This is a genomic window from Agrobacterium deltaense RV3, assembly GCF_900013505.1.
Classification (GTDB): Bacteria; Pseudomonadota; Alphaproteobacteria; order Rhizobiales; family Rhizobiaceae; genus Agrobacterium; species Agrobacterium leguminum.
The window spans coordinates 478,947-498,194 of sequence record NZ_LT009746.1 but is presented as its reverse complement, the minus strand read 5'-3'; the positions used below and the strand labels follow the sequence as shown (position 1 = coordinate 498,194).

Annotated in this window: 16 protein-coding genes; 9 read left to right on the top strand and 7 right to left on the bottom strand. The window is 60.2% G+C overall.

Annotated features, from left to right (window positions below):
• The first annotated feature begins 169 nt into the window (after window positions 1-169).
• The 8 genes from AGR7B_RS16620 to AGR7B_RS16580 all read left to right on the top strand — a co-directional run bounded on the left by AGR7B_RS16620 (window position 170) and on the right by AGR7B_RS16580 (window position 10,040).
• Window positions 170-1,237: an ABC transporter substrate-binding protein gene (locus tag AGR7B_RS16620; RefSeq protein ID WP_078053462.1), complete on the top strand. Its 1,068-nt coding sequence runs from the start codon at window positions 170-172 to the stop codon at window positions 1,235-1,237.
• Window positions 1,238-1,244: 7 nt separating this feature from the next.
• A complete protein-coding gene (locus tag AGR7B_RS16615; RefSeq protein ID WP_078053463.1) occupies window positions 1,245-2,135 on the top strand; it encodes an NmrA family NAD(P)-binding protein in 891 nt (296 codons plus the stop codon).
• The gene (locus AGR7B_RS16610; RefSeq protein ID WP_078053464.1) at window positions 2,126-3,310 is read left to right on the top strand and encodes an LLM class flavin-dependent oxidoreductase; all 1,185 of its coding nucleotides are present in this window, start codon (window positions 2,126-2,128) and stop codon (window positions 3,308-3,310) included. The genes AGR7B_RS16615 and AGR7B_RS16610 overlap by 10 nt, the downstream gene beginning before the upstream one ends.
• 92 nt (window positions 3,311-3,402) lie before the next feature.
• Window positions 3,403-4,602, top strand: coding sequence for a M20 aminoacylase family protein (locus AGR7B_RS16605; RefSeq protein WP_078053465.1), 1,200 nt, complete (start codon window positions 3,403-3,405; stop codon window positions 4,600-4,602).
• A 34-nt stretch (window positions 4,603-4,636) separates the two neighbouring features.
• Window positions 4,637-6,226 carry an ABC transporter substrate-binding protein gene (locus AGR7B_RS16600; protein ID WP_162934183.1) on the top strand — a complete coding sequence of 530 codons (1,590 nt, stop codon included), beginning with the start codon at window positions 4,637-4,639 and terminating at the stop codon, window positions 6,224-6,226.
• A gap of 430 nt (window positions 6,227-6,656) precedes the next feature.
• Window positions 6,657-7,007 (top strand): DUF3088 domain-containing protein, encoded by a 351-nt coding sequence (locus tag AGR7B_RS16590; protein ID WP_080857365.1) that lies wholly within the window; start codon window positions 6,657-6,659, stop codon window positions 7,005-7,007.
• A gap of 39 nt (window positions 7,008-7,046) precedes the next feature.
• Entirely contained in the window at window positions 7,047-8,642 is a 1,596-nt protein-coding gene (locus AGR7B_RS16585; protein WP_080857364.1) for an ABC transporter substrate-binding protein, read from the top strand.
• A gap of 45 nt (window positions 8,643-8,687) precedes the next feature.
• Entirely contained in the window at window positions 8,688-10,040 is a 1,353-nt protein-coding gene (locus AGR7B_RS16580) for an LLM class flavin-dependent oxidoreductase (protein WP_080857363.1), read from the top strand.
• Window positions 10,041-10,056: 16 nt separating this feature from the next.
• Here the strand turns inward: AGR7B_RS16580 and AGR7B_RS16575 are convergent, their stop codons facing one another.
• The 7 genes from AGR7B_RS16575 to AGR7B_RS16545 all read right to left on the bottom strand — a co-directional run bounded on the left by AGR7B_RS16575 (window position 10,057) and on the right by AGR7B_RS16545 (window position 17,337).
• Window positions 10,057-11,028: a LysR substrate-binding domain-containing protein gene (locus AGR7B_RS16575; protein WP_080857362.1), complete on the bottom strand. Its 972-nt coding sequence runs from the start codon at window positions 11,026-11,028 to the stop codon at window positions 10,057-10,059.
• A gap of 37 nt (window positions 11,029-11,065) precedes the next feature.
• Window positions 11,066-12,304 (bottom strand): acyl-CoA dehydrogenase family protein, encoded by a 1,239-nt coding sequence (locus AGR7B_RS16570; RefSeq protein WP_080857361.1) that lies wholly within the window; start codon window positions 12,302-12,304, stop codon window positions 11,066-11,068.
• Window positions 12,305-12,373: 69 nt separating this feature from the next.
• Window positions 12,374-13,429 carry an aldo/keto reductase gene (locus AGR7B_RS16565; RefSeq protein ID WP_080857360.1) on the bottom strand — a complete coding sequence of 352 codons (1,056 nt, stop codon included), beginning with the start codon at window positions 13,427-13,429 and terminating at the stop codon, window positions 12,374-12,376.
• Window positions 13,430-13,447: 18 nt separating this feature from the next.
• Complete coding sequence (locus tag AGR7B_RS16560; RefSeq protein WP_080857359.1) at window positions 13,448-14,383, bottom strand: ABC transporter ATP-binding protein; 936 nt, start codon at window positions 14,381-14,383, stop codon at window positions 13,448-13,450.
• Entirely contained in the window at window positions 14,361-15,359 is a 999-nt protein-coding gene (locus tag AGR7B_RS16555) for an ABC transporter ATP-binding protein (protein WP_080857358.1), read from the bottom strand. The genes AGR7B_RS16560 and AGR7B_RS16555 overlap by 23 nt, the downstream gene beginning before the upstream one ends.
• Window positions 15,356-16,351 carry an ABC transporter permease gene (locus AGR7B_RS16550; protein WP_080857357.1) on the bottom strand — a complete coding sequence of 332 codons (996 nt, stop codon included), beginning with the start codon at window positions 16,349-16,351 and terminating at the stop codon, window positions 15,356-15,358. Before AGR7B_RS16550 ends, AGR7B_RS16555 begins: the two co-directional genes overlap by 4 nt.
• Window positions 16,348-17,337, bottom strand: a complete 990-nt coding sequence (locus AGR7B_RS16545; RefSeq protein ID WP_078053475.1) for an ABC transporter permease — start codon at window positions 17,335-17,337, stop codon at window positions 16,348-16,350. Before AGR7B_RS16545 ends, AGR7B_RS16550 begins: the two co-directional genes overlap by 4 nt.
• A gap of 269 nt (window positions 17,338-17,606) precedes the next feature.
• Here AGR7B_RS16545 and AGR7B_RS16540 point away from each other — a divergent pair, with 269 nt between their 5' ends.
• Window positions 17,607-19,214, top strand: coding sequence for an ABC transporter substrate-binding protein (locus AGR7B_RS16540; protein WP_078053476.1), 1,608 nt, complete (start codon window positions 17,607-17,609; stop codon window positions 19,212-19,214).
• Window positions 19,215-19,248 lie beyond the last annotated feature (34 nt).

The following is a 19,248-nucleotide window of genomic DNA, read 5'->3' as shown; positions in this document are numbered from 1 at the left end:
CGACCCAGAATCTTGCCATTATCGAAAGGATATTCCGTCATCTCGGTATATCGTGAATAAGATGGAAACGAATTTCGCCAATCGCGCCTGAAATAGTACACTTTATCTATAGAAAATATTTTATGGCGTGTAGCGTGCCGTCCAGATCGCAATTTCGAGGACGAACGCCATGGCTGATGCCGCCCTTCGCCAGATAACCCAACCCGTAACCGTGTGGTACACACGCTGCCCGGCGCCCACGCCGCTTTCGATCGCGGCGCAACTGGGCTGGATCGAGGACAGTTTCGGCACCCATGGAATCTCTGTTTCCTCCATTCGCGATGCGGCCGATCCGGCCATTCGCCAGAGCCATTTCGATCACCGTCTGGACTGGTCCTTCCGTCAGGGCGGCAATATTCCGCCGATCTGGGCGAAATCAGGCGGCCGGAAAACACGGCTGGTGGGGCTGACGAGAACCGACGAATTTCAGGCCGTCATCGCTTTGCCAGCAAGCGGAATAAGCAGGGGCAGCGACCTGAAGGGACGGCGCATCGGCCTGCCGAAACGGCCGAATGAAACCATCGATTTCCAGCGTGCGACATCCCTGAAGGGCATCGTTTCGGCGCTGACGATCTCGGGCCTCGCCGTTGCGGATATCGAGCTTGTCGATCTCACGGCGAAAGAGCCGGTGTTGCTCGATCCCTCTGACGACAGGTTCCATGGTCTGCGCCGACGGTTTCCTTATGGCGAGGAGATTGCAGCGCTGCATCGGGGCCAGATCGATGCGTTTTTCGTCAAGGGGGCGGAAGGCGTCACGGTCGCTAATCTGATCGGTGCGCAGGTCGTGGTGTCGACGGGATTTCACCCCGATCCGAAAATCCGCATCAACAACGGCACGCCGCGCCCCTTGACGGTGGACGCCACCTTTGCCGATGAGCGGCCCGATCTGGTGGCGGAACTGGTGGCCACCGTCCATCGGGTTGCCCAATGGGCAAATGACAATCCGGCGGAAGCCGTGCGTTTCATCGCCCGTGAGATCGGCGTCAGCGAGGAGGCGGTTCTGGCTGCGAATGGCCCGGATGTGCACCGCAATCTGAGGCTCGATCTCGATCCGGCCGAGCTGGATGCACTCAGCCATTTCAAGGATTTCCTGCTGGAATGGAAATTCATTCCGGCGGATTTCGATGTGCAGGATTGGGCCGATCCACGCGCCCTTTATTCACAGCAAGATGCTGCGCAACGCAGTGCGGGAAAGTGAGGGCGTCATGACAGCCACCATTCTTGTAACGGGCGCAACCGGCAAGCTCGGCAGACGTGTCGTCAGCCGTCTCTTGCAGAAAGCGGTGAAGGTTCGGGTGCTGACCCGCAGGCGCGAGGACGCGCTCAAGCTCTGGGGCGACAGGGTCGAGATTGCGGAGGGTAATTTTTCCGATCCGGCCAGCCTGAAGGAGGCCTTGCGCGGTATCGAGACCGTCTTTCTGCTTTCCCCCATCGGTGAAATGCTGGCGGCGGACCAGAAGGCGGTCATCGATGCCGCCATCTCCGCCGGTGCATCGCGGATCGTGAAAATATCCGGCTCCGACTGGACCATTGAGAATGCCGTACATTCCATTTCGGGAGCGGCGCATGCCGAGGTGGAAGCGCATCTGGCCGCAAGCGGTGTCGCGTATACGGTGCTGCGGCCGAATGCCTGGATGCAGGTTGCACTGGAACCCGTTGTCTCCGCGCTGCGCAAGGGAGAGGATGTGCCCGCCCGCTTCGGCGACGCGGCTGTCTCCTTCATCGATGCGGACGATATTGCCGATGTCGCGGTTCATGCGCTCACCACAAGCGCGCCTTTTTCCGGCGTCTTGGTGCTGACCGGTGGCGAAGCCTTGTCGGCGCTGGAAATCGCCCGCATCGCGGCGCGCATCCAGCATCGGCCCGTGGGAATTTCGGACAATGCCGCCCCGGCCTTTCCGCCGCATATCAGCGCGTTTGAACAGAAGGCGGTCGGCGAATTCGGTCAACTCATCCGCAAAGGTCTAGCGGCGTCCGTCAACAATACCGTCCAGCAGATTACCGGCCGTTTGCCCCGCAGCGTGGAGGACTATCTCCGTGTCCGGCTGGCAACCACCCCGCAGGATCATTCCGAGGGAGAAAAGACATGGCGTTGACTGTTCCGCTGCCTGAAGGTTCTGAGCTGAAAAGTCTCGACCTGAAAAGTCCGACCGATTTCGAAGACAGCCCGCTTAGCCGGGCGGTGAAACAGCCACTGATGCTGGGCCTCTTCCTCAATCTGCAGGACATCAATTTCTCCAGCCTGCCGACCAGCAACAGCTGGACCTTCGATTATAATGTCGAACTGGTGAAGCGCGCAGAGGAGTTAGGTTTCGAGATCGCCTTCAGCCGCACGCAATGGCTGCCGAAGGGCGGTTATGACGGCGAATCCTCGCTCGACAGTTTCATCGCGCTTGGCGCCATGGCGGCCGTCACGAAGAGCATTCTGCTGATCTCCACCATCCATGTGCTTTATGGGCCTCTGCATCCGCTGCATCTCGCCAAATATGGTGCGACGCTGGATCATATCGCCAAGGGACGCTGGGGCATCAACATCGTCACCGGCCACCGCGCCATCGAGCATGAAATGTTCGGCTGGCAGCGTATCGACCACGACAAGCGTTACGATATGGCCGGCGAATTGTTCGATGTGCTGCATCGTCTGTGGGGGGAGACTGAGAATTTTTCCTATGAGGGAAAACTCAATCCCTGGGCGATCAACAATGGCTGGATCACGCCGAAGCCTGCTTTCGGACGTCCGCCGTTGGTGACGGCGACAGGTTCGCCCGCCGGCATCGATTTCGCCGCCCGCCATTCCGATCTGGTTTTCGTCACCTCGCCCGGCGGTGCGCATATAGACAGCGCGCTGGAAACGCTTCCAGATCATGTCGCAAACATTAAAACCCGCGCAAAGGCCTATGGCCGGCAGGTGAAGACGATCATCAACCCGATCATCGTCAGCCGCGATACGGAGAAGGAGGCAATCGCCTATGCGGATGCCATCGAGGCTGGAAAACCGCAGCCCGGCACCCGCGCCTTCGCCACCAATAATTATGACAGCGATGCCCATGCCTGGCGCGGCCGCGGCGATGCGCGCCACAAGCAGGGGCGCAATCTTGGCGGCAATATCGAAATCATCGGTTCGCCAGAGCAGGTAGTCGAGCAGCTTGTCGGTCTGAAAAAGGCAGGGATCGATGGGGTTCAGCTGAATTTCTACGATTTCCGCGAAGACCTCGATTATTTCGCAGAGCGCATTCTGCCGCTGATGAAGGAGGCGGGCCTGAGGCTCTGACGCCTCTCCCGCTGCATTTTCCAGTCCCGAAAACCACCCTTCGCAATCGCCCCGATTGCGAGAACGATATTTTTTTGCCCTGAGGAGATACCGTGAATATCGCCGTCGATCCCGTCAAAACGCCCGCTCCTAAAATTCTGGATCGGATCGGGACCTATGTTCCCGAACTCGTCTCCATCCGCCACGATCTGCACCGGCATCCGGAAATCGGTTTCGAGGAGGTCCGCACCTCCGGCATCGTCGCCGAAAAGCTCGCCTCCTGGGGCATTGAGGTGCATCGCGGTTATGGCACGACCGGCGTGGTCGGCGTGCTGCGCGGCCGCCATGCGGGCAATCGTTCCATCGGGCTGCGGGCGGATATGGATGCCCTGCCGATGCCGGAGGAGACCGGTCTGCCCTATGCGTCGGTCTATCCCGGCAAATTCCACGGCTGCGGGCATGATGTGCACACCACCATCCTGCTCGGCACCGCCCGTTATCTGGCCGAAACCCGCGATTTCGCCGGCACGGTGGTGTTCATTTTCCAGCCGGCCGAGGAAGGTCTCGGCGGGGCGCGCGCCATGATCGCCGACGGGCTGTTCAAGGACTTCCCCGTCGATGAGATTTACGGGCTGCACAATTCCTCCCATGCGGCGCCCAATCACCTCAAGGTTTCGCCCGGCACCATTCTGGCGGGGGCGGATTTCTTCGATATCCGGTTGAAGGGCAGGGGTGCCCACGCTGCTCACCCCGATGTTTCGCGTGACCCGGTGCCGGCGACGGGTGAACTGATACAGGCGCTGCAAACCATCGTCAGCCGCAACGTGCCGCCGACCGATCCTGCCGTGCTGTCGATCACCCGCATCGAGGCGGGATCGGCCTATAACGTCATTCCCGAAACGGCCGCGATTGCAGGCACCGTGCGGGCCTTCTCCGACAGCGTGCGCGAAAACATAAGGGAGCGCATCCGCACGATTTCCGATCACATTGCCGCGGCGCACGGCCTCACCGCCGAGGTGGATATTCGCGACATATTCTCGGTTCTCACCAATGACGATGCATCTGTGGAGATCGTCGCCGGTGTCGCGCGCGAGATTCTTGGAGACGAGCGCGTTTCCACCGAGCCCGGCCGCTTCATGGGCAGCGAGGATTTTGCCGATCTCCTGAAACACGCGCCCGGCGCGTTTTTCACCCTCGGCCATTCCGGCACGGTGCCCGCCCATAATCCCGGTTTCATCGTTGACGACGCCATTCTGCCGGTTGGCGCCACCCTGTTTGCCCGGCTGGTGGAAACCCGGCTGAAACCTGCGTGAACATTTAAAAACAAGCCTGCAAAAGGAAACATCCATGGATATTACAAGACGTAAGACATTGCTTTTGAGTGCAGCGCTAACCGGGGCCATGCTGTTGCCCTCCCTGCCGGCTCTGGCGGCCGAAACGCCGAAAAAGGGCGGGATCGTCACCCTTGCAGGCCTTGGAGAGCCGACGACGCTGGTGCCGCTTTCCGATTCCAATACGCGCACCCGCGCCATTTCCACGAAAATCCTCGAAGGGCTGGTGCGGTTCGACAGCGAGTTCAAACCGCACCCGGTTCTGGCTGAAAGCTGGGAAACATCGGCCGACGGGCTGCGCCACACTTTCAAGCTGCGCAAGGGCGTCAAATGGCATGACGGCAAGGATTTCACGTCGCAGGACGTCAAATTTTCCCTGCTGGCCTTCAAGAAGGTCGGTCCACGCGGACGCATTACCTTCGCCAATGTTGCCGATATCGAAACGCCCGATCCGCTGACGGCCGTGGTGGTGCTTTCCAAACCCGCGCCGTATCTTTTGCGGGCGCTGACGGGCGGCGAAACGCCCATATTGCCAGCCCATGCCTATGCTTCAGAAAACTACAATGAAAGCCCGAACGGCAATGCGCCAATCGGCACAGGCCCCTTCGTGTTCGAGGAATGGAAACGCGGCAGCTACGTGAAGCTGAAGAAGAACCCGGATTATTGGCAGGCCGATCTACCTTACCTCGATGGTTTCGTGGCACGGTTCGTTGCCGATGCGGCGTCTACCACCATTTCCGTGGAGACGGGTGAGGCGGATTACACCGCCGATGTCTCCTACAGCGACCTTGAGCGCCTGCGGCAAAATCCGAAACTGGCAGTGGAGGTCTATACCGACGCTTATCTCAACAATGCGGCCGTGTTTGAGTTCAATCTGGAGAACCCAATTCTGGCGAAGAAGGAGGTGCGTCACGCGCTGGCCCATGCCATCGACCGCGATTTCATCAATGACGCCATCTTCTTCGGGACGGCGAAACCTGCCGGCTCAAACATCCCGGCAGTCTTCACCGCCTATAATGACGAAAAGCCCTTCACCTATGCCTTCGATCTCGCCAAGGCGAATGAGCTGCTGGACAAGGCCGGTTACCCAAAGGGCGCGGATGGCACCCGCTTTTCGCTGCGGCTCGCCTTTCTGCCGTCCGACGTCTTCCGTAAGACGTCCGAATATCTCCGCTCATCCTTCGGCAAACTCGGCGTGAAGGTGGATATCGTGGAGGGCGATCTCGCCACCTTCATCAAGCGCGTTTATACCGAGCGCGGTTTTGACCTGACGGTGAACGGCATCAGCCGGTTGTTCGATCCGACGGCGGGCGTGCAGCGCCTTTACTGGTCCGATGGCATCAAGAACCCCGCGCCTTATGTCAACGCCGCCCACTATAACAATCCCACCGTGGACAATCTTTTCCGGGCGGCCGCCATCGAGGTGGATGAAACGAAGCGAGCCGGGCAGTTCCATGAGATCCAGAAAGTCGTCGGCGATGACCTGCCGAATTTTTCCATCGTCGCCTTGCCGACCGTCATTCTGCGAAATACCAGCCTGAAATCGCTCGTGACGACCATCGATATTGCTTATGGCGATCTGGCGACGGCCTGGAAAGACGAGTGAGCGTTTGTCAAAAAAAGGCATCTAAGCTCCGTCACCCCGGACTGGATCCGGGGTCCAGTGCGATCAAGTCCTTGATCGCAAAAGACTCTCTTCACGGCGCGGACGCGCCGTGGCTGGATGCCGGGTCAAGCCCGGCATGACGGATGAAGGGTCTACGATCACCAACATTAACCCGGCAATTCTGCCGGGTTTTTTATTGCCGAAATCCGCCTTCCATCCTTTTTCCACCTTCGCGCGGCACGCCCGTTTCAGGGAAAAACTTTGCGCATGGAACAGGTCGGACGAAACAGCGATGCCATTCGCGAAAATTTCGAAAAAATAAGTTTCATCAATAATTTAGCGCAAAGTAATTCTTCGTTTCAAAGCAAGAATTGCTTTCTGGACCGACGCTATGGCCGCCTGCACTGTGAGCTGGAAATCTCACCCTCACATGATGGATGCCATGGCCAAGGATACGCTTTTTTTGATCGCCCCCGGTTTTGAGGACCCAAAGCACCCCGGTGTCCGGTTCGTCTGCCCGCATTGCAACCAGATCGAAGGCCTGCTCGCCGCCTTTCCGGACCTTGCCGCCGGGATCGATGTCCATCGCGTCGGTTTCCAGCGCCCGCGTGAGGCTGTCATCGCCGCCGTGGGAGAGGAAAATCAGTCGCTGCCGCTGTTCATCTTTGCCGGCGACGCACCCAGCGACGCTACGGCCAAGGGCGAGACGCATTTCATTCAGGACACCAAACGCATTTTGCAAATCCTCGCCGAGCGCCACGGGTTCCCGCAGCTGCACTGAGTTGCCGCGCCCGCATATCGGATTTTTTCGGAGACAGACATGACCATTTCCAGACGCCAGTTTCACAAAATTGCACTTGCCGCCGGCGCTTTCGTCGCGCTTCCAGGCGGTTCCTTTGCCGCTGCCGAAGAGCCGGTTTCGGGCGGCACGCTCAAGATTGTTTATTTTCCCGAGCCGACCCAGCTGGTGGCGATCAATACCAGTGCGGGCGGTCCGCAGTTTATCGGCTCGAAGATTTACGACGGGCTTTTGACCTATGATTACGAGCTTTCGCCCAAGCCGAGCCTCGCCAGGGAATGGAGCGTGTCGGCCGATGGGCTGGAATATGTCTTCCACCTGCAGCCGAAGGCGAAGTTTCACGATGGCAAACCGGTGACATCGGCAGACGTGGAATTTTCCATTCTGCGGCTGAAGGAAGCGCATCCGCGCGGCCGCGCTACTTTCTCGCATGTTGAAAGTGTCGATGCCTCCGATCCGCTGGTCGCGAAAGTGAAGCTTTCCAAGCCGGCGCCGGGCCTGATCACGGCGCTCGCCTCGTCGGAATCGCCAATTGTGCCGAAGCACATTTTCGAGACCTTCAAGCCGACAGATAATCCGAAACCGGCCCAGATCATCGGCAGCGGTCCCTTCGTGCTGAAGGAATGGGTGCCGGGCAGTCATATCCTGCTGGAGAAAAATGCGGACTACTGGGATGCGCCGCGCCCCTATCTCGACCGCGTCATCATCCGCCTCATCAACGATGCGGGCGCACGCGCTGCGGCGCTGGAAACCGGGGAAGGCGACATCGGCCCCAACCCGGTGGCGCTTGCCGATCTGGAACGGCTGAAATCCATTCCGACGCTGAAGGTGGATGACCGCATCTATGCCTATGCCGGCCAGCAGAACCAGTTGGTGATCAACCTTGAGAACGAATATCTCAAGGAATTGAAGGTGAGGCAGGCCATTGCCCATGCTATTGATGTTCCGGCGCTCATCGATACCGTGCTTTACGGTTACGCCGTGCCATCGCCGACGCCGATCAGCCCCGGCCTTGCGAAGTTCCACAATCCCGATATCGGGTTTGCCAAGTTCGATGTCGCACAGGCTGAAAAGCTGCTGGATGAGGCGGGCTTTCCGCGTAAGGATGGCGGCAAGCGTTTCAAGCTTCGGGTTACCACCAACCCGTTCAACCCGCAGACCTATTCGGATTTCATCGCGCAGGCGCTGTCGAAGATCGGCATTGAGGCGGATATCCAGAAATTCGATTTCGGCACCTATGTGAAGGTGGTCTATACCGACCGCGCCTGGGACCTTTCGGTGGAATCCCTCTCCAATACCTTCGATCCGACTGCGGGCGTGCAGCGCGTTTACTGGAGCAAGAACTTCAAGATCGGCCTGCCATTCTCCAATGCCAGCCACTACGCCAATCCGGAAGTGGACCGGCTGCTGGAAGCAGCGGCGGTGGAGCCGGATATCGAAAAACGCGCCGCCTTCTTCAAGGAGTTTCAGGCGGTTATCGCAAAAGATCTTCCCGTCATCAATCTTGTTTCCCCCATCCAGCCGGTCGTCGGCAGCGTGCGCATCAAGGATTATGCGACCGGGGCGGAGGGGCTGAGCGGCAATCTCGCCAAGGCCTGGGTGACGAAGGAGGCGTGAGAGCCTCCCAACCCTTCGGTTTAGTGCGAATAAGAGGTCATTTCCATGAGCAGAAAATCCGAAAAGCTGGTTCTTAACGCCTTCATCTATCCGGGCGGACATCACGAGGCGGCCTGGCGGCATCCGGACTCCGAGCCGCACCGCGTCACCGATATAAAGCTCTATCAGGATATTGCCCGCAAGGCCGAGGCGGCGAAGCTCGATGCCATCTTCTTTGCCGATGCGCCGGTGCTGGACGCCAATATCCGCTACGCCGCCCGCCACCGGCTGGAGCCGATCACCATGCTGGCGGCCCTCGCCGCCGTCACCGAAAAGATCGGCTTCATCGCCACGGCCTCTACGACCTATTACGAGCCGTATAATCTCGCGCGGCTCTTCGCGTCGGTCGATCATATCAGCGGCGGTCGGGTGGGCTGGAACATCGTGACGACGTCGGCGGATGCTGCGGCCGGCAATTTCAATCTCCAGAAGCATCCGCCGCATGCCGACCGTTACCGTCAGGCAATCGAGTTCGTCGATGTGGTGACGAAGCTCTGGGATAGCTGGGAAGATGACGCCATTGTTGCGGATAAGGAAAGCGGCCTTTTCGCCGATATCGACCGCATTCATCCCGCCAATCACGACGGCGAATTTTATCGGGTGCGGGGCGCGCTCAACGTGCCGCGTTCACCGCAGGGCCGGCCGGTCTATGTGCAGGCCGGCTCCTCGGAGGAAGGGCGCGGTTTTGCCGCCCATTATGCCGAGGCAATCTTTACCGCGCATCAGACTCTGGAGAGTGCGCGGTCTTTTTATTCCGACATCAAGCGGCGCGTCGCGGCCACGGGGCGCAATCCCGCCCATGTGAAAATCCTGCCAGGCATCAGCCCCTTCATCGCGTCAACCGAAGAGGAGGCGCGCAGGCTCGAGGCATCTTTCAACGATCTCATCCAGCCAGCCTTTTCGCTCGGGCAATTGCAGCGCATCACCGGCATCGATCTCTCATCGGCCGATCTCGACCAGCCTTTGCCGAAGGAGGCCGTCGAGGCGACACGGGCGCAGGCGGATAGCAGCCGCCATCAGCTGGTTCTCGATGTCATCGACCGGGAAAATCCGACGATCCGGCAATTGCTGCACCGGCTTGCTGGCGGACGTGGCCACAAGGTGATTTCCGGAACGCCGGAACAGGTGGCGGACTGGATAGAGACCTGGTTCCGCGAGGGCGCGGCCGACGGCTTCAATATCATGCCGCCATGGCTGAATGGCGGGTTCGATAACTTCGTCGACGGGGTCGTGCCGATCCTCAAACAGCGTGGGCTGTTCCGCGAAGATTATGAGGGCGATACGCTGCGCGATCACTATGGCCTGCCTCGGCCGGAAAATATCTTTGCGGCCAGAGAGTTGCAAAGGGAACGCGCCTGAGGTGGGACGGGCGTGTTCAGGCGGCGGCCTCGAGAGAGCGCATATCCTCGCGCAACAGGGCGAGTAGAGATGCGACCTCCGGCAGCCGCCGCCTGTCAGGACTGGTCAGCAGGTGATAACGGCTTGCGGTCGGCTGCGGTGCGCCAAAAGGAGCGATCAGCCGGCCGTTTTTCAGCTCTTCCGAGATCAGGGAATGGCGCACGAGGCCGATACCGTGGCCGGAGGAGATTGCCTCTATCAGCGCCGTCTGGCGTGAAAAACGTGGGCCTGTCACAGAGAGCCTGAGTGGAATGCGGCAGGCGCGAAGCCAGTTCGCCCATTCGAAGGCCGGGTCCAGGCCATTGCCACGCAACATCGCAAAACCGAGATCCCGCAAGCGCTCCGGTTCGTCTGCAAGCCCATGGCGGGCAGCGAATTCGGGGGTGCAGACGGCGTTGACGGTATCGGCGAAAAGCGGCTCATGAATGAAGCCCGGAATCTGCGCATGGGTGGCAACGATGGCGCAATCGGCGTCGAAATGGGGGAGGTCGATTGTTTCGCTCTCGAGGGATTCAATGGAAAGCTCCACGTCTCCGAGCGCCGGAACGATGCTGCCCAGCCGCGGCGCCAGCCAGCGGGCGGCAAAGCAACCTTCCGCCAGCACCTTCAGCTGCGGCCGGGCGTTTGAAACCATCAGGTCGGAAAGACTGCCGATCATGGTCTCGAAAGCATCGGCAAGGCCGGGATAAAGCGCACTGCCGGCATCCGTCAGCAGCAATTCACCGCGCTGGCGGCTGAAAAGCGGCTGGCCGAGATGGGTCTCGAGAATTCGCACCTGCTGTCCGATGGCAGCGGTCGAGACATGCAGTTCCTCCGCCGCCCGCGAAAAGCTTGCATGACGGGCGGCGACGACAAAGGCGCGCAAGGCGGTCAGCGGTGGCAGGCGGGAAAGTGTGGGCAGGCGAAAAGCTGCCCGGCTCGCGGCGGGAGCGATAAACTCCGTTCTCATTGCTGTTCCTCCTTTGCCGCCTGCATCTTCCGCATAGTCAGAACACCCGGCCTTCCCTGAGGTGGGTCGTGGTGCCGTTCAGGTAATAGTCACCGATTACCCGCGCCTTGTGGGCGAGCGGATTGTGATTGTAGACCGTGCGGATATTACGCCAGTGGCGGTCGAAATTCCGCTCGCTCGATGTCGCCGAGCCGCCGCCGAGTTCGTAAAGATTGGTGGCGACCGTCAGCGAAAGCTGCGATGCGATGATCTGGGTGCGGGCTGTGGCGAGCGAACCTTCCAGCAGGGCCGCCTCTATCGCCTCTTCGTCACCGCTCGCAAAGGCGGCGGCGGTGCGGTCGAGCGTTCTTGCCGCTTCGCGGATCAGCGTCTTCACGGCGAAAGCGCCGGCGCTGATTTCGCCGAGCATCTTCTGCACGAAGGGGTCCTGATTGGCGGTTTCGGCGCTGCTGTGGAGCGTGGTGCGCGCCTGGCGTAAAACATACTCCACACCGTCATTCAGCGCGCCCTGAACGGCGCCGGCGGCCGAGGCGGCGAGATGCAGCTGCCGCATGGCCGAGCTGTGGCGGCCGATCTGGCTGCCGAGCTTGCGGGTCGTCAGCTCATGCGGCAGTACCTCGACATTCTCCAGCAGAACACCGCCGCTCGCCGTCATGCGCTGGCCCATGCTGTCCCAGTCATCGAGGATGGTGATGCCAGAGCGATCGAGCGGAATGAGCACGCCGATCGGCTGCTCGTCATCGCCAATGGCGCTGAAGGTGCCGAAATCGGCAAAAGCTGTGCCGGTCGCATACCATTTGCGGCCGTTCAGCCGGTAACGGTCACCATCCGCACTCAGCCGCGTGGTGATTTCGCCGGGGCGTTTGGTGCCCTGTTCGGTGCTGGCTCCCGCAAAGAGCTTGCCGGCAAGCACATGTTCGAGGTGCCGCCGGTCCTCCAGCTCGATGGGTGCAAGAGCAAGGTTTTCGGTGAAATTGAAATGGCTGCGAAGCGCATGCGGAATATTGCTGTCGGCTTCGCCGAGGATCATCAGCACTTCGATATAATCAGCAATCGAGCCGCCCGGTCCGCCCTTGGCTTCGGGAATACGCAACGTGCCGATCTTCGCCTCCTTGATAAGGGCGAAGATATCGAAAGGAAGTTCCCGCTGGCGTTCGCGACGGGCGGCATCCTTGGCCGCGATGGTCGCAATGTCCTTTGCCCGGGCCAGAATCTCGTCCCGGTTCGGCACGCCGGAATTATTGGTGGTGGTTGTCTGTAGTTTCGGAGTGGACATTGCGGTTTTCCCTGAGCGAATGTGATAGCCTGCGGCACGGGTGCGCCGCAGGCATGGTCTTTTGGGCGATCAGGCGACCGCGCGCGGCTTGAGCGCCGGGCGGTGCGCGGGCTCGAGATTGCGCGGCACGCGGCCTTCGACGGGATGGCTCGGATCGTTGAAACCGGGTGTCGAGGGATGGCCGGTCGTCACAAGGCTGTCGACCAGTGCTTCATCTTCGGCATCAATCTTCACATCGAGCGCGCGGATATATCCATCCCAGTGCTCTTCGGTGCGCGGGCCGGTGATGGCGGCGGTGACGAATTTGTTGTTCAGCACCCAGGCGAGCGCGAAATCCGCCGCCGAAACACCCTTCGAAGCGGCATGGGCCGCGACCTTCTGGGCGATCTCGACCGATTCCGGACGCCATTCCGTTTCCAGAACACGCTTGTCGCCACGGCCGACGCGGGTATCGGCACCCGGCTGTTCGCCCGGCTGATATTTGCCGGTCAGTACGCCGCGTGCGAGCGGTGAATAGGACACGACGCCAAGGCCATAATGATTAGCCGCCGGCAGCTGCTCGGCTTCGGCCGTGCGGTTGACGATGTTGTAGAGCGGCTGACTGGCAACCGGCCGGTCGATGCCAAGCTGATCGGCCAGATGCGAGATTTCGGCGATGCGCCAGCCACGGAAATTCGACACGCCGAAATAACGCAGCTTGCCGGCGCGGATGAGATCGGCGATGGCGCGCACCGGCTCTTCCAGCGGCGCATCGAAGACGGCGCGGTGGAAATATAGGATGTCGATATAATCGGTGTTGAGACGGCGCAGCGAATTTTCGACGGTCTCGATCACCCATTTGCGCGAATGGCCGCCGAGGTTCGGGCCCTTGGTGTGGGAATTGACGAATTTCGTCGCCAGAACCCAGTGATCGCGCGTGGACTTGATGCCGCGGCCAACGACCTCTTCCGACTTGCCGTCGTGATAGACGTCGGCGGTATCGATGAAGTTGATGCCCTGTTCGCGCGCCTTGTCTATGATGCGGAAGGCCACGTCATCCGGTGTCGGGCCTCCGAACATCATCGTGCCGAGGCTCAGCGGTGAAACTTTCAGCGCGCTGCGTCCGAGATAGCGATAGTCGACCATTATGGTTGCTCCTTTAAGTTATTGGGCATGGTGGCAGGCCACGGCGTGGTTCCTGCCGAAAAGGGTATAGTCAGGCGCTTTTTCGCGACAGAGATCGGTGGCGAGCGGGCAGCGTGTGTGAAACCGGCAGCCGGATGGCGGATCGTGCGGGCTCGGCAGATCGCCGGAAATCGGTGCCGCCTGCTTGCGGCGAGCGGGATCGGGAACGGCAGCGAGAAGCGCGCGAGTATAAGGATGCTTCGGAGAAGCCCAGAGTTCCGATGTCGACGCGCTTTCGACGATCTTGCCGAGATACATGACCAGCACGCGGTCGGAGAAATAACGCACCACGGAAAGGTCGTGGGACACGAAGAGATAGGAGAGCGAAAGCCGCTTCTTCATCTCCACCAGAAGATTGAGGATTTGCGCCTGTATCGAAAGATCGAGTGCCGAAACCGGCTCGTCGCAGACCACCAGTTCCGGTTCCAGAACCAGCGCGCGGGCAATGCCGATGCGCTGGCGCTGGCCACCGGAGAATTCATGCGGATAACGGTCGAGCGAATCCGCCGGCAGGCCCACCTGCGCGACGATGGCTTCAACGATCTCCCGCTGGCGCACCCGGTCTCCTATGCCATGTACCTTCAACGGCCCGGTAAGGATGGTGCGCACCGTCTGGCGCGGATTGAGCGAGGCAAAGGGATCCTGAAAGATCATCTGGATGCGGCGGCGAATGCCGCGCAGTTCGGACGATGTCATTGCCGTGACATCCACACCCTTGAAGGTGATCCTGCCGGACGACGGTTCGACCAGTCGCATCAGCGATTTGCCGAGCGAGGATTTGCCGCAGCCGGATTCGCCGACCAGGGCCACGGTTTCACCCGCCTCGATATCGAGCGAGACGTCATCGACGGCGCGCACGGTGCCGCGTCCGCCCGTATAGTGGGTGGAAAGACTATGCACTGACAAGAGCGTCATCGGATACCTTCTGGGATGTGGTGGCAACGAAGGGGCAGGCGGCGTAGCGGCCGTCCGAAATTTCCCTCAGCGGTGGTACATATTGCCCACAGAAGCCGCGGGCGCTCGGACAGCGCGGACGGAAGGCGCAACCGCGTTCCCCCGTGGCGGAAACGATGGAGCCCGGAATCTCGATGAGCGGCCCGTCGCGATAATGCTGACCGTCTTCCGCCCTCGGTGAGGCCGCGAGCAGGCCGCGCGTATAGGGATGGTAGGGGTTGGAGAAAACCGGTTCCGGCAAACCCTCTTCCACCTTGCGGCCGGCATACATGACCATCACCCGGTCCGCCCATTGCGCCACGATGCCGAGATCGTGGGTGATGAGGATGACCGCCATGTTGAGATCGCGGCGCAGATTGTCGAGCAGTTGCAGGATTTGCGCCTGTATCGTCACGTCGAGCGCTGTCGTTGCCTCGTCGGCGACCAGGAGTTTCGGATTGCAGGCAACGCCGATGGCGATCATCACACGTTGGCGCATGCCGCCGGAAAGCTGGTGCGGATAATCGTCCACCCTGCGGCGGGCGTCTGGAATATTGACCAGTTCCAGAAGCTCGATGGCGCGTTTGCGGGCCTGATGCCGGTCGATCTTTTCATGGATGCGCAGCACCTCGATGATCTGTTCGCCGACCGTCAGGACCGGGTTCAGCGAGGTCATCGGCTCCTGAAAGATCATGCCAATATCCCGGCCGCGAATGCCGCGCCATTGCCGCTCGGAAAGCGGCAGCAGGTCGCGACCCTCAAGCAGCACCCGGCCGCCGGTCTTGGCGTGGGAGGGTAAGAGGCCGATGAGGCCGAGCGCGGTCAGGGATTTGCCGGAGCCGCTTTCGCCGACGATGGCCAGCATTTCGCCGGGGCTGACATCGAAACTGACGCCTTTGACCGGCTGGGCGGAGCCGAAGCTGACGGAGAGATCATGGACTTCGATCAGTTTGCTCATCGGCGTTCCTCCGAAAAACGGGGGTTGAGCGCATCGTTGAGGCCATCGCTGATGAGGTTTAGCGAAATGACGGTGAAGACGATGGCGAGGCCGGGAAGGGCTGTCAGATACCAGGCGGTGCGGATGACATCGCGACCCGAACCGATCATCGAACCCCAGGAAACCCGGTTCGGATCGCCAAGCCCCATGAAGGAAAGCGCTGCTTCCATGAGGATCGCGCCTGCCACCATGACGGATGAGGTGACGATGATCGGTGGCAGCGCATTGGGCAGGACTTCCTGAAAAACGATGCGGGCATGGCCATAACCCAGGCTGCGGGCGGCAAGCACATAATCCTTCTCGCGGATGGCGCGGAATTCCGCACGGGTAAGACGTGCAACGAGCGGCCAGGTGATGATGCCGATGGCCGACGTGACCGTGGTGACCGAAGGCTGGGCGATGGCGACGAGCACCACCAGCAGCACGAAATTCGGCAGGGTCTGAAAGATTTCGATCAGCTTGACGAGAATATCGTCAATGACGCCGCCGAAATAACCGGCGAAAGCGCCGACCGCGATGCCGATCGTGAGCCCGATCAGCGTCGCCACGACCCCGACCGTGAGCGAGATGCGCGCGCCATGCACGATGCCGGCCAGAACATCCCTGCCCATGGAATCTGTGCCGAGCGGATAGGCGGCATTCTGGCCGGGCCACAGGAACGGGCGCGCCACCATCTCCAGGGGATCACCGGGATAGATCAAGGGGGCGATCAGTGCGGTGACGATGACGGTTGCGAGAAACAGCAGCCCGACGATGGCGTTTGGATTGGTGAGGAAGATTTTCAGTTCCCGCCGCAGGCCGCGCCGTGGCACGGAGACGGAGCGGGCCGAAAGCGCATCCGGCGCATGGATATAGGGCCAGGCTTTTTCTTCCGGCTTTTTCGGTTTGGGATTGTTGTCTTCGGCGCCGAGTTCGGCTGCGCCGAGGACAGCGGTGGTCTGAGATGAATTCATCGGCTTTCTCCGATGCGGGGGTCAAGCCATGCCTGCAACAGGTCCACGGCTGCATTGACGATGATGACGACGAGGGAGGAGAGAAGCAGAATGCCGAGCAGCACGCTGAAATCCCGCGCCATGACGGCTTCGAAAGCAAGACGGCCAAGGCCCGGCCAGCTGAAGACGGTTTCGACGACGACCGCGCCGCCGAGGAGGCCGCCGATATGCATGCCGGCCATGGTGGTGATGGGGATGAGCGCGTTGCGCAGGATATGGCGCGTGGTGAGACGGAGCGGAGAGACGCCCTTGGCGCGCGCCGTGCGCACATAGTCCTGGGATCTCACTTCCAGCATCGCCGCGCGGGTAAGGCGGGCATAGATGGCCAGAAAATAGAGCGCCAGCGAAAGGGCGGGGAGAACGATATAACGCAGCCTGTCCAGCAGGGCGTCGAGACCGGTGAGGCTGCTGCCGATGGTGCTGTCGCCGCCCGAGGGAAGCCAGCCGAGCTTCACTGAGAAGGTCAGGATCAACATCAGGCCGATCCAGAAACCCGGCACGGAATAAAAGATCAGCGAACCGATGGAAATGATCCGGTCCGGCAGCTTGCCGGAGAAAAGCGCCATGATCGAGCCGAGGAACACGCCGACGAAAATCGCAATGCCAAGTGCTGCGCCCATCAGGGCGAGTGTGCCGGGCAGACGCTGGCCGATGAGGTCTGCCACCGGCATGCCGTATCGCGGCGAAAAGCCGAGGCTGAATTGCGCAAGATTGCCGAGATAATTCATCAGCTGATGCAGAACCGGCAGATCGAGCCCGAAGCGATTGCGGATTTCCGCCATGGTTTCGACGGTCGCCGAACCCGCTTCCGCGGCCAGCACATCGGCGGCATCGCCTGGCGCCAGTTGCAGCAGGAAAAAGTTCAGGATGACAATACCGAGGACCGTCGGGACGGCCTGAATGGCCACCCTTTTTGCCTGCGATAAAATCCGTTTCGAATTCGACATCGGCTCCAGTCCGTAAGCGTGGAAATATGAAATCGGCCCCTGAAGGCGCTGGTATTAGTTGACTAATTTTATGGAATTTGTCAAAGAGTAATAGAATAATTTTCTGAAATTTACGGAAATATGCGCCATAAAGAAAAGATAATTCCCGTTAATGAGAATGATTGGTTCTTCATGCCAAGTTCGCTCTCGTCTGCGGAACAAACTTCTTCCTAAACGCGGCCGTTCAGTTTGCCGGTTTTTGGCCGGTTCAATCAAGGAGAGGGTATCGCATGACTATTTTCAACCAGACGACGCGGCGTGGATTTCTGCTGGCGTCCGTGGCGCTTGGCGTGGTGTCGCTGCCGGGGCTGAAGCTCAACGCGGCGGAGCCGGCAAGCGGTGGCACAGCCACCCTGCTCATCTCATCGGAGCCGCCGGTGCTGACGACGATCGCACACACAGCCTATAATTCCGTCTATATATCGCCCAAGGTCACCGAAGGTCTGCTGACCTATGATTTCGACCTCAATCCCAAGCCGCTGCTGGCGAAATCATGGAATGTGAGCGCGGATGGTCTGCGTTACACCTTCAATCTGAGGCCCGGCGTGAAATGGCATGACGGCAAGCCATTCACCTCCGCTGACGTGGCGTTCTCCATCAATACCATCAAGGAAGTGCATCCGCGCGGCCGCAATACATTCCTGAACCTCACTGCTGTCGAGACGCCGGACGAGCTGACGGCGGTTCTGGTTCTTTCCAAACCCGCGCCCTATCTGATAACCGCGCTTGCCGCCGCCGAAACGCCCATCGTGCCGAAACATCTTTATGAGGGTACGAAGGTGACCGAAAATCCGGTCAATCTCGCGCCTATCGGCACGGGTCCGTTCAAGTTCAAGGAGTGGGTGCGGGGCAGTCATATCGTTTTTGAGCGCAATGCCGACTATTGGGATGCGCCGCGCCCCTATCTCGACAAGCTGATTGTTCGCTTCATTCCTGATGCTTCGGCTCGCGCGATTGCCATCGAAACCGGTGAAATCGATCTCGCGCCCAGCACGCCGGTCGCCTATAGCGATCTGGACCGGCTGAAAGAGCTGCCGAGCCTCGGCTTCGAGACCAATGGCTATCAATATACCAATTCGATCAGCCGCGTGGAATTCAACCTCGAAAAGGACGTGTTCAAGGATGTCCGCGTCCGCCGCGCCTTCGCGCATGTGATTGACCGCAACGTCATCTTCAACACGGTCAATTTCGGTTATGGTGCAACGATCACCGGGCCGATCAATCCGAAGCTGACGAAATGGTTCGTGGACGATCTGAAGACCTATCCGATCGATCTGAAGGCGGCGGAAGCGCTGCTGGATGAGGCCGGATACAAGCGCGGTGCGGATGGCATCCGTTTCAAGCTCAATCTGGACTATGTGCCGAGCACCGAGGCCTATCCGCGCGGTGCGGACTATATTCGTCAGGCGCTGGCGAAGGTCGGCGTGGAGGTGACGGTGCGGACGCAGGATTTCGCCACCTATACCAAACGCATCTACACGGATCGCGATTTCGATTTTGCCTATGAGGGCATGAGCAATCTCTTCGATCCGACTGTCGGCGTGCAGCGGCTCTACTGGTCGAAGAACTTCAAGAAGGGCGTGCCCTTCTCCAATGGAGCGGCTTACAGCAATCCGAAGGTGGATGCGCTTCTCGAAGCCGCCGCCATCGAGATCGATCCGGACAAGCGCGTCGCGCAATGGAAGGAAATCCAGCAGATTCTCGTCGAGGACGTGCCGGCCATCGACATTGTCGCAGCTCCGGAGATCACCATCTACAACAAGCGCATTGCCGATCACACCATCGGCGCGGAAGGCGTGGCGGGAAGCCTCGCCTTCGCGCATATCGCCGCATCCTGATCGTCTCGCCAGACCCGGCTCGCCCCTTGCGGCG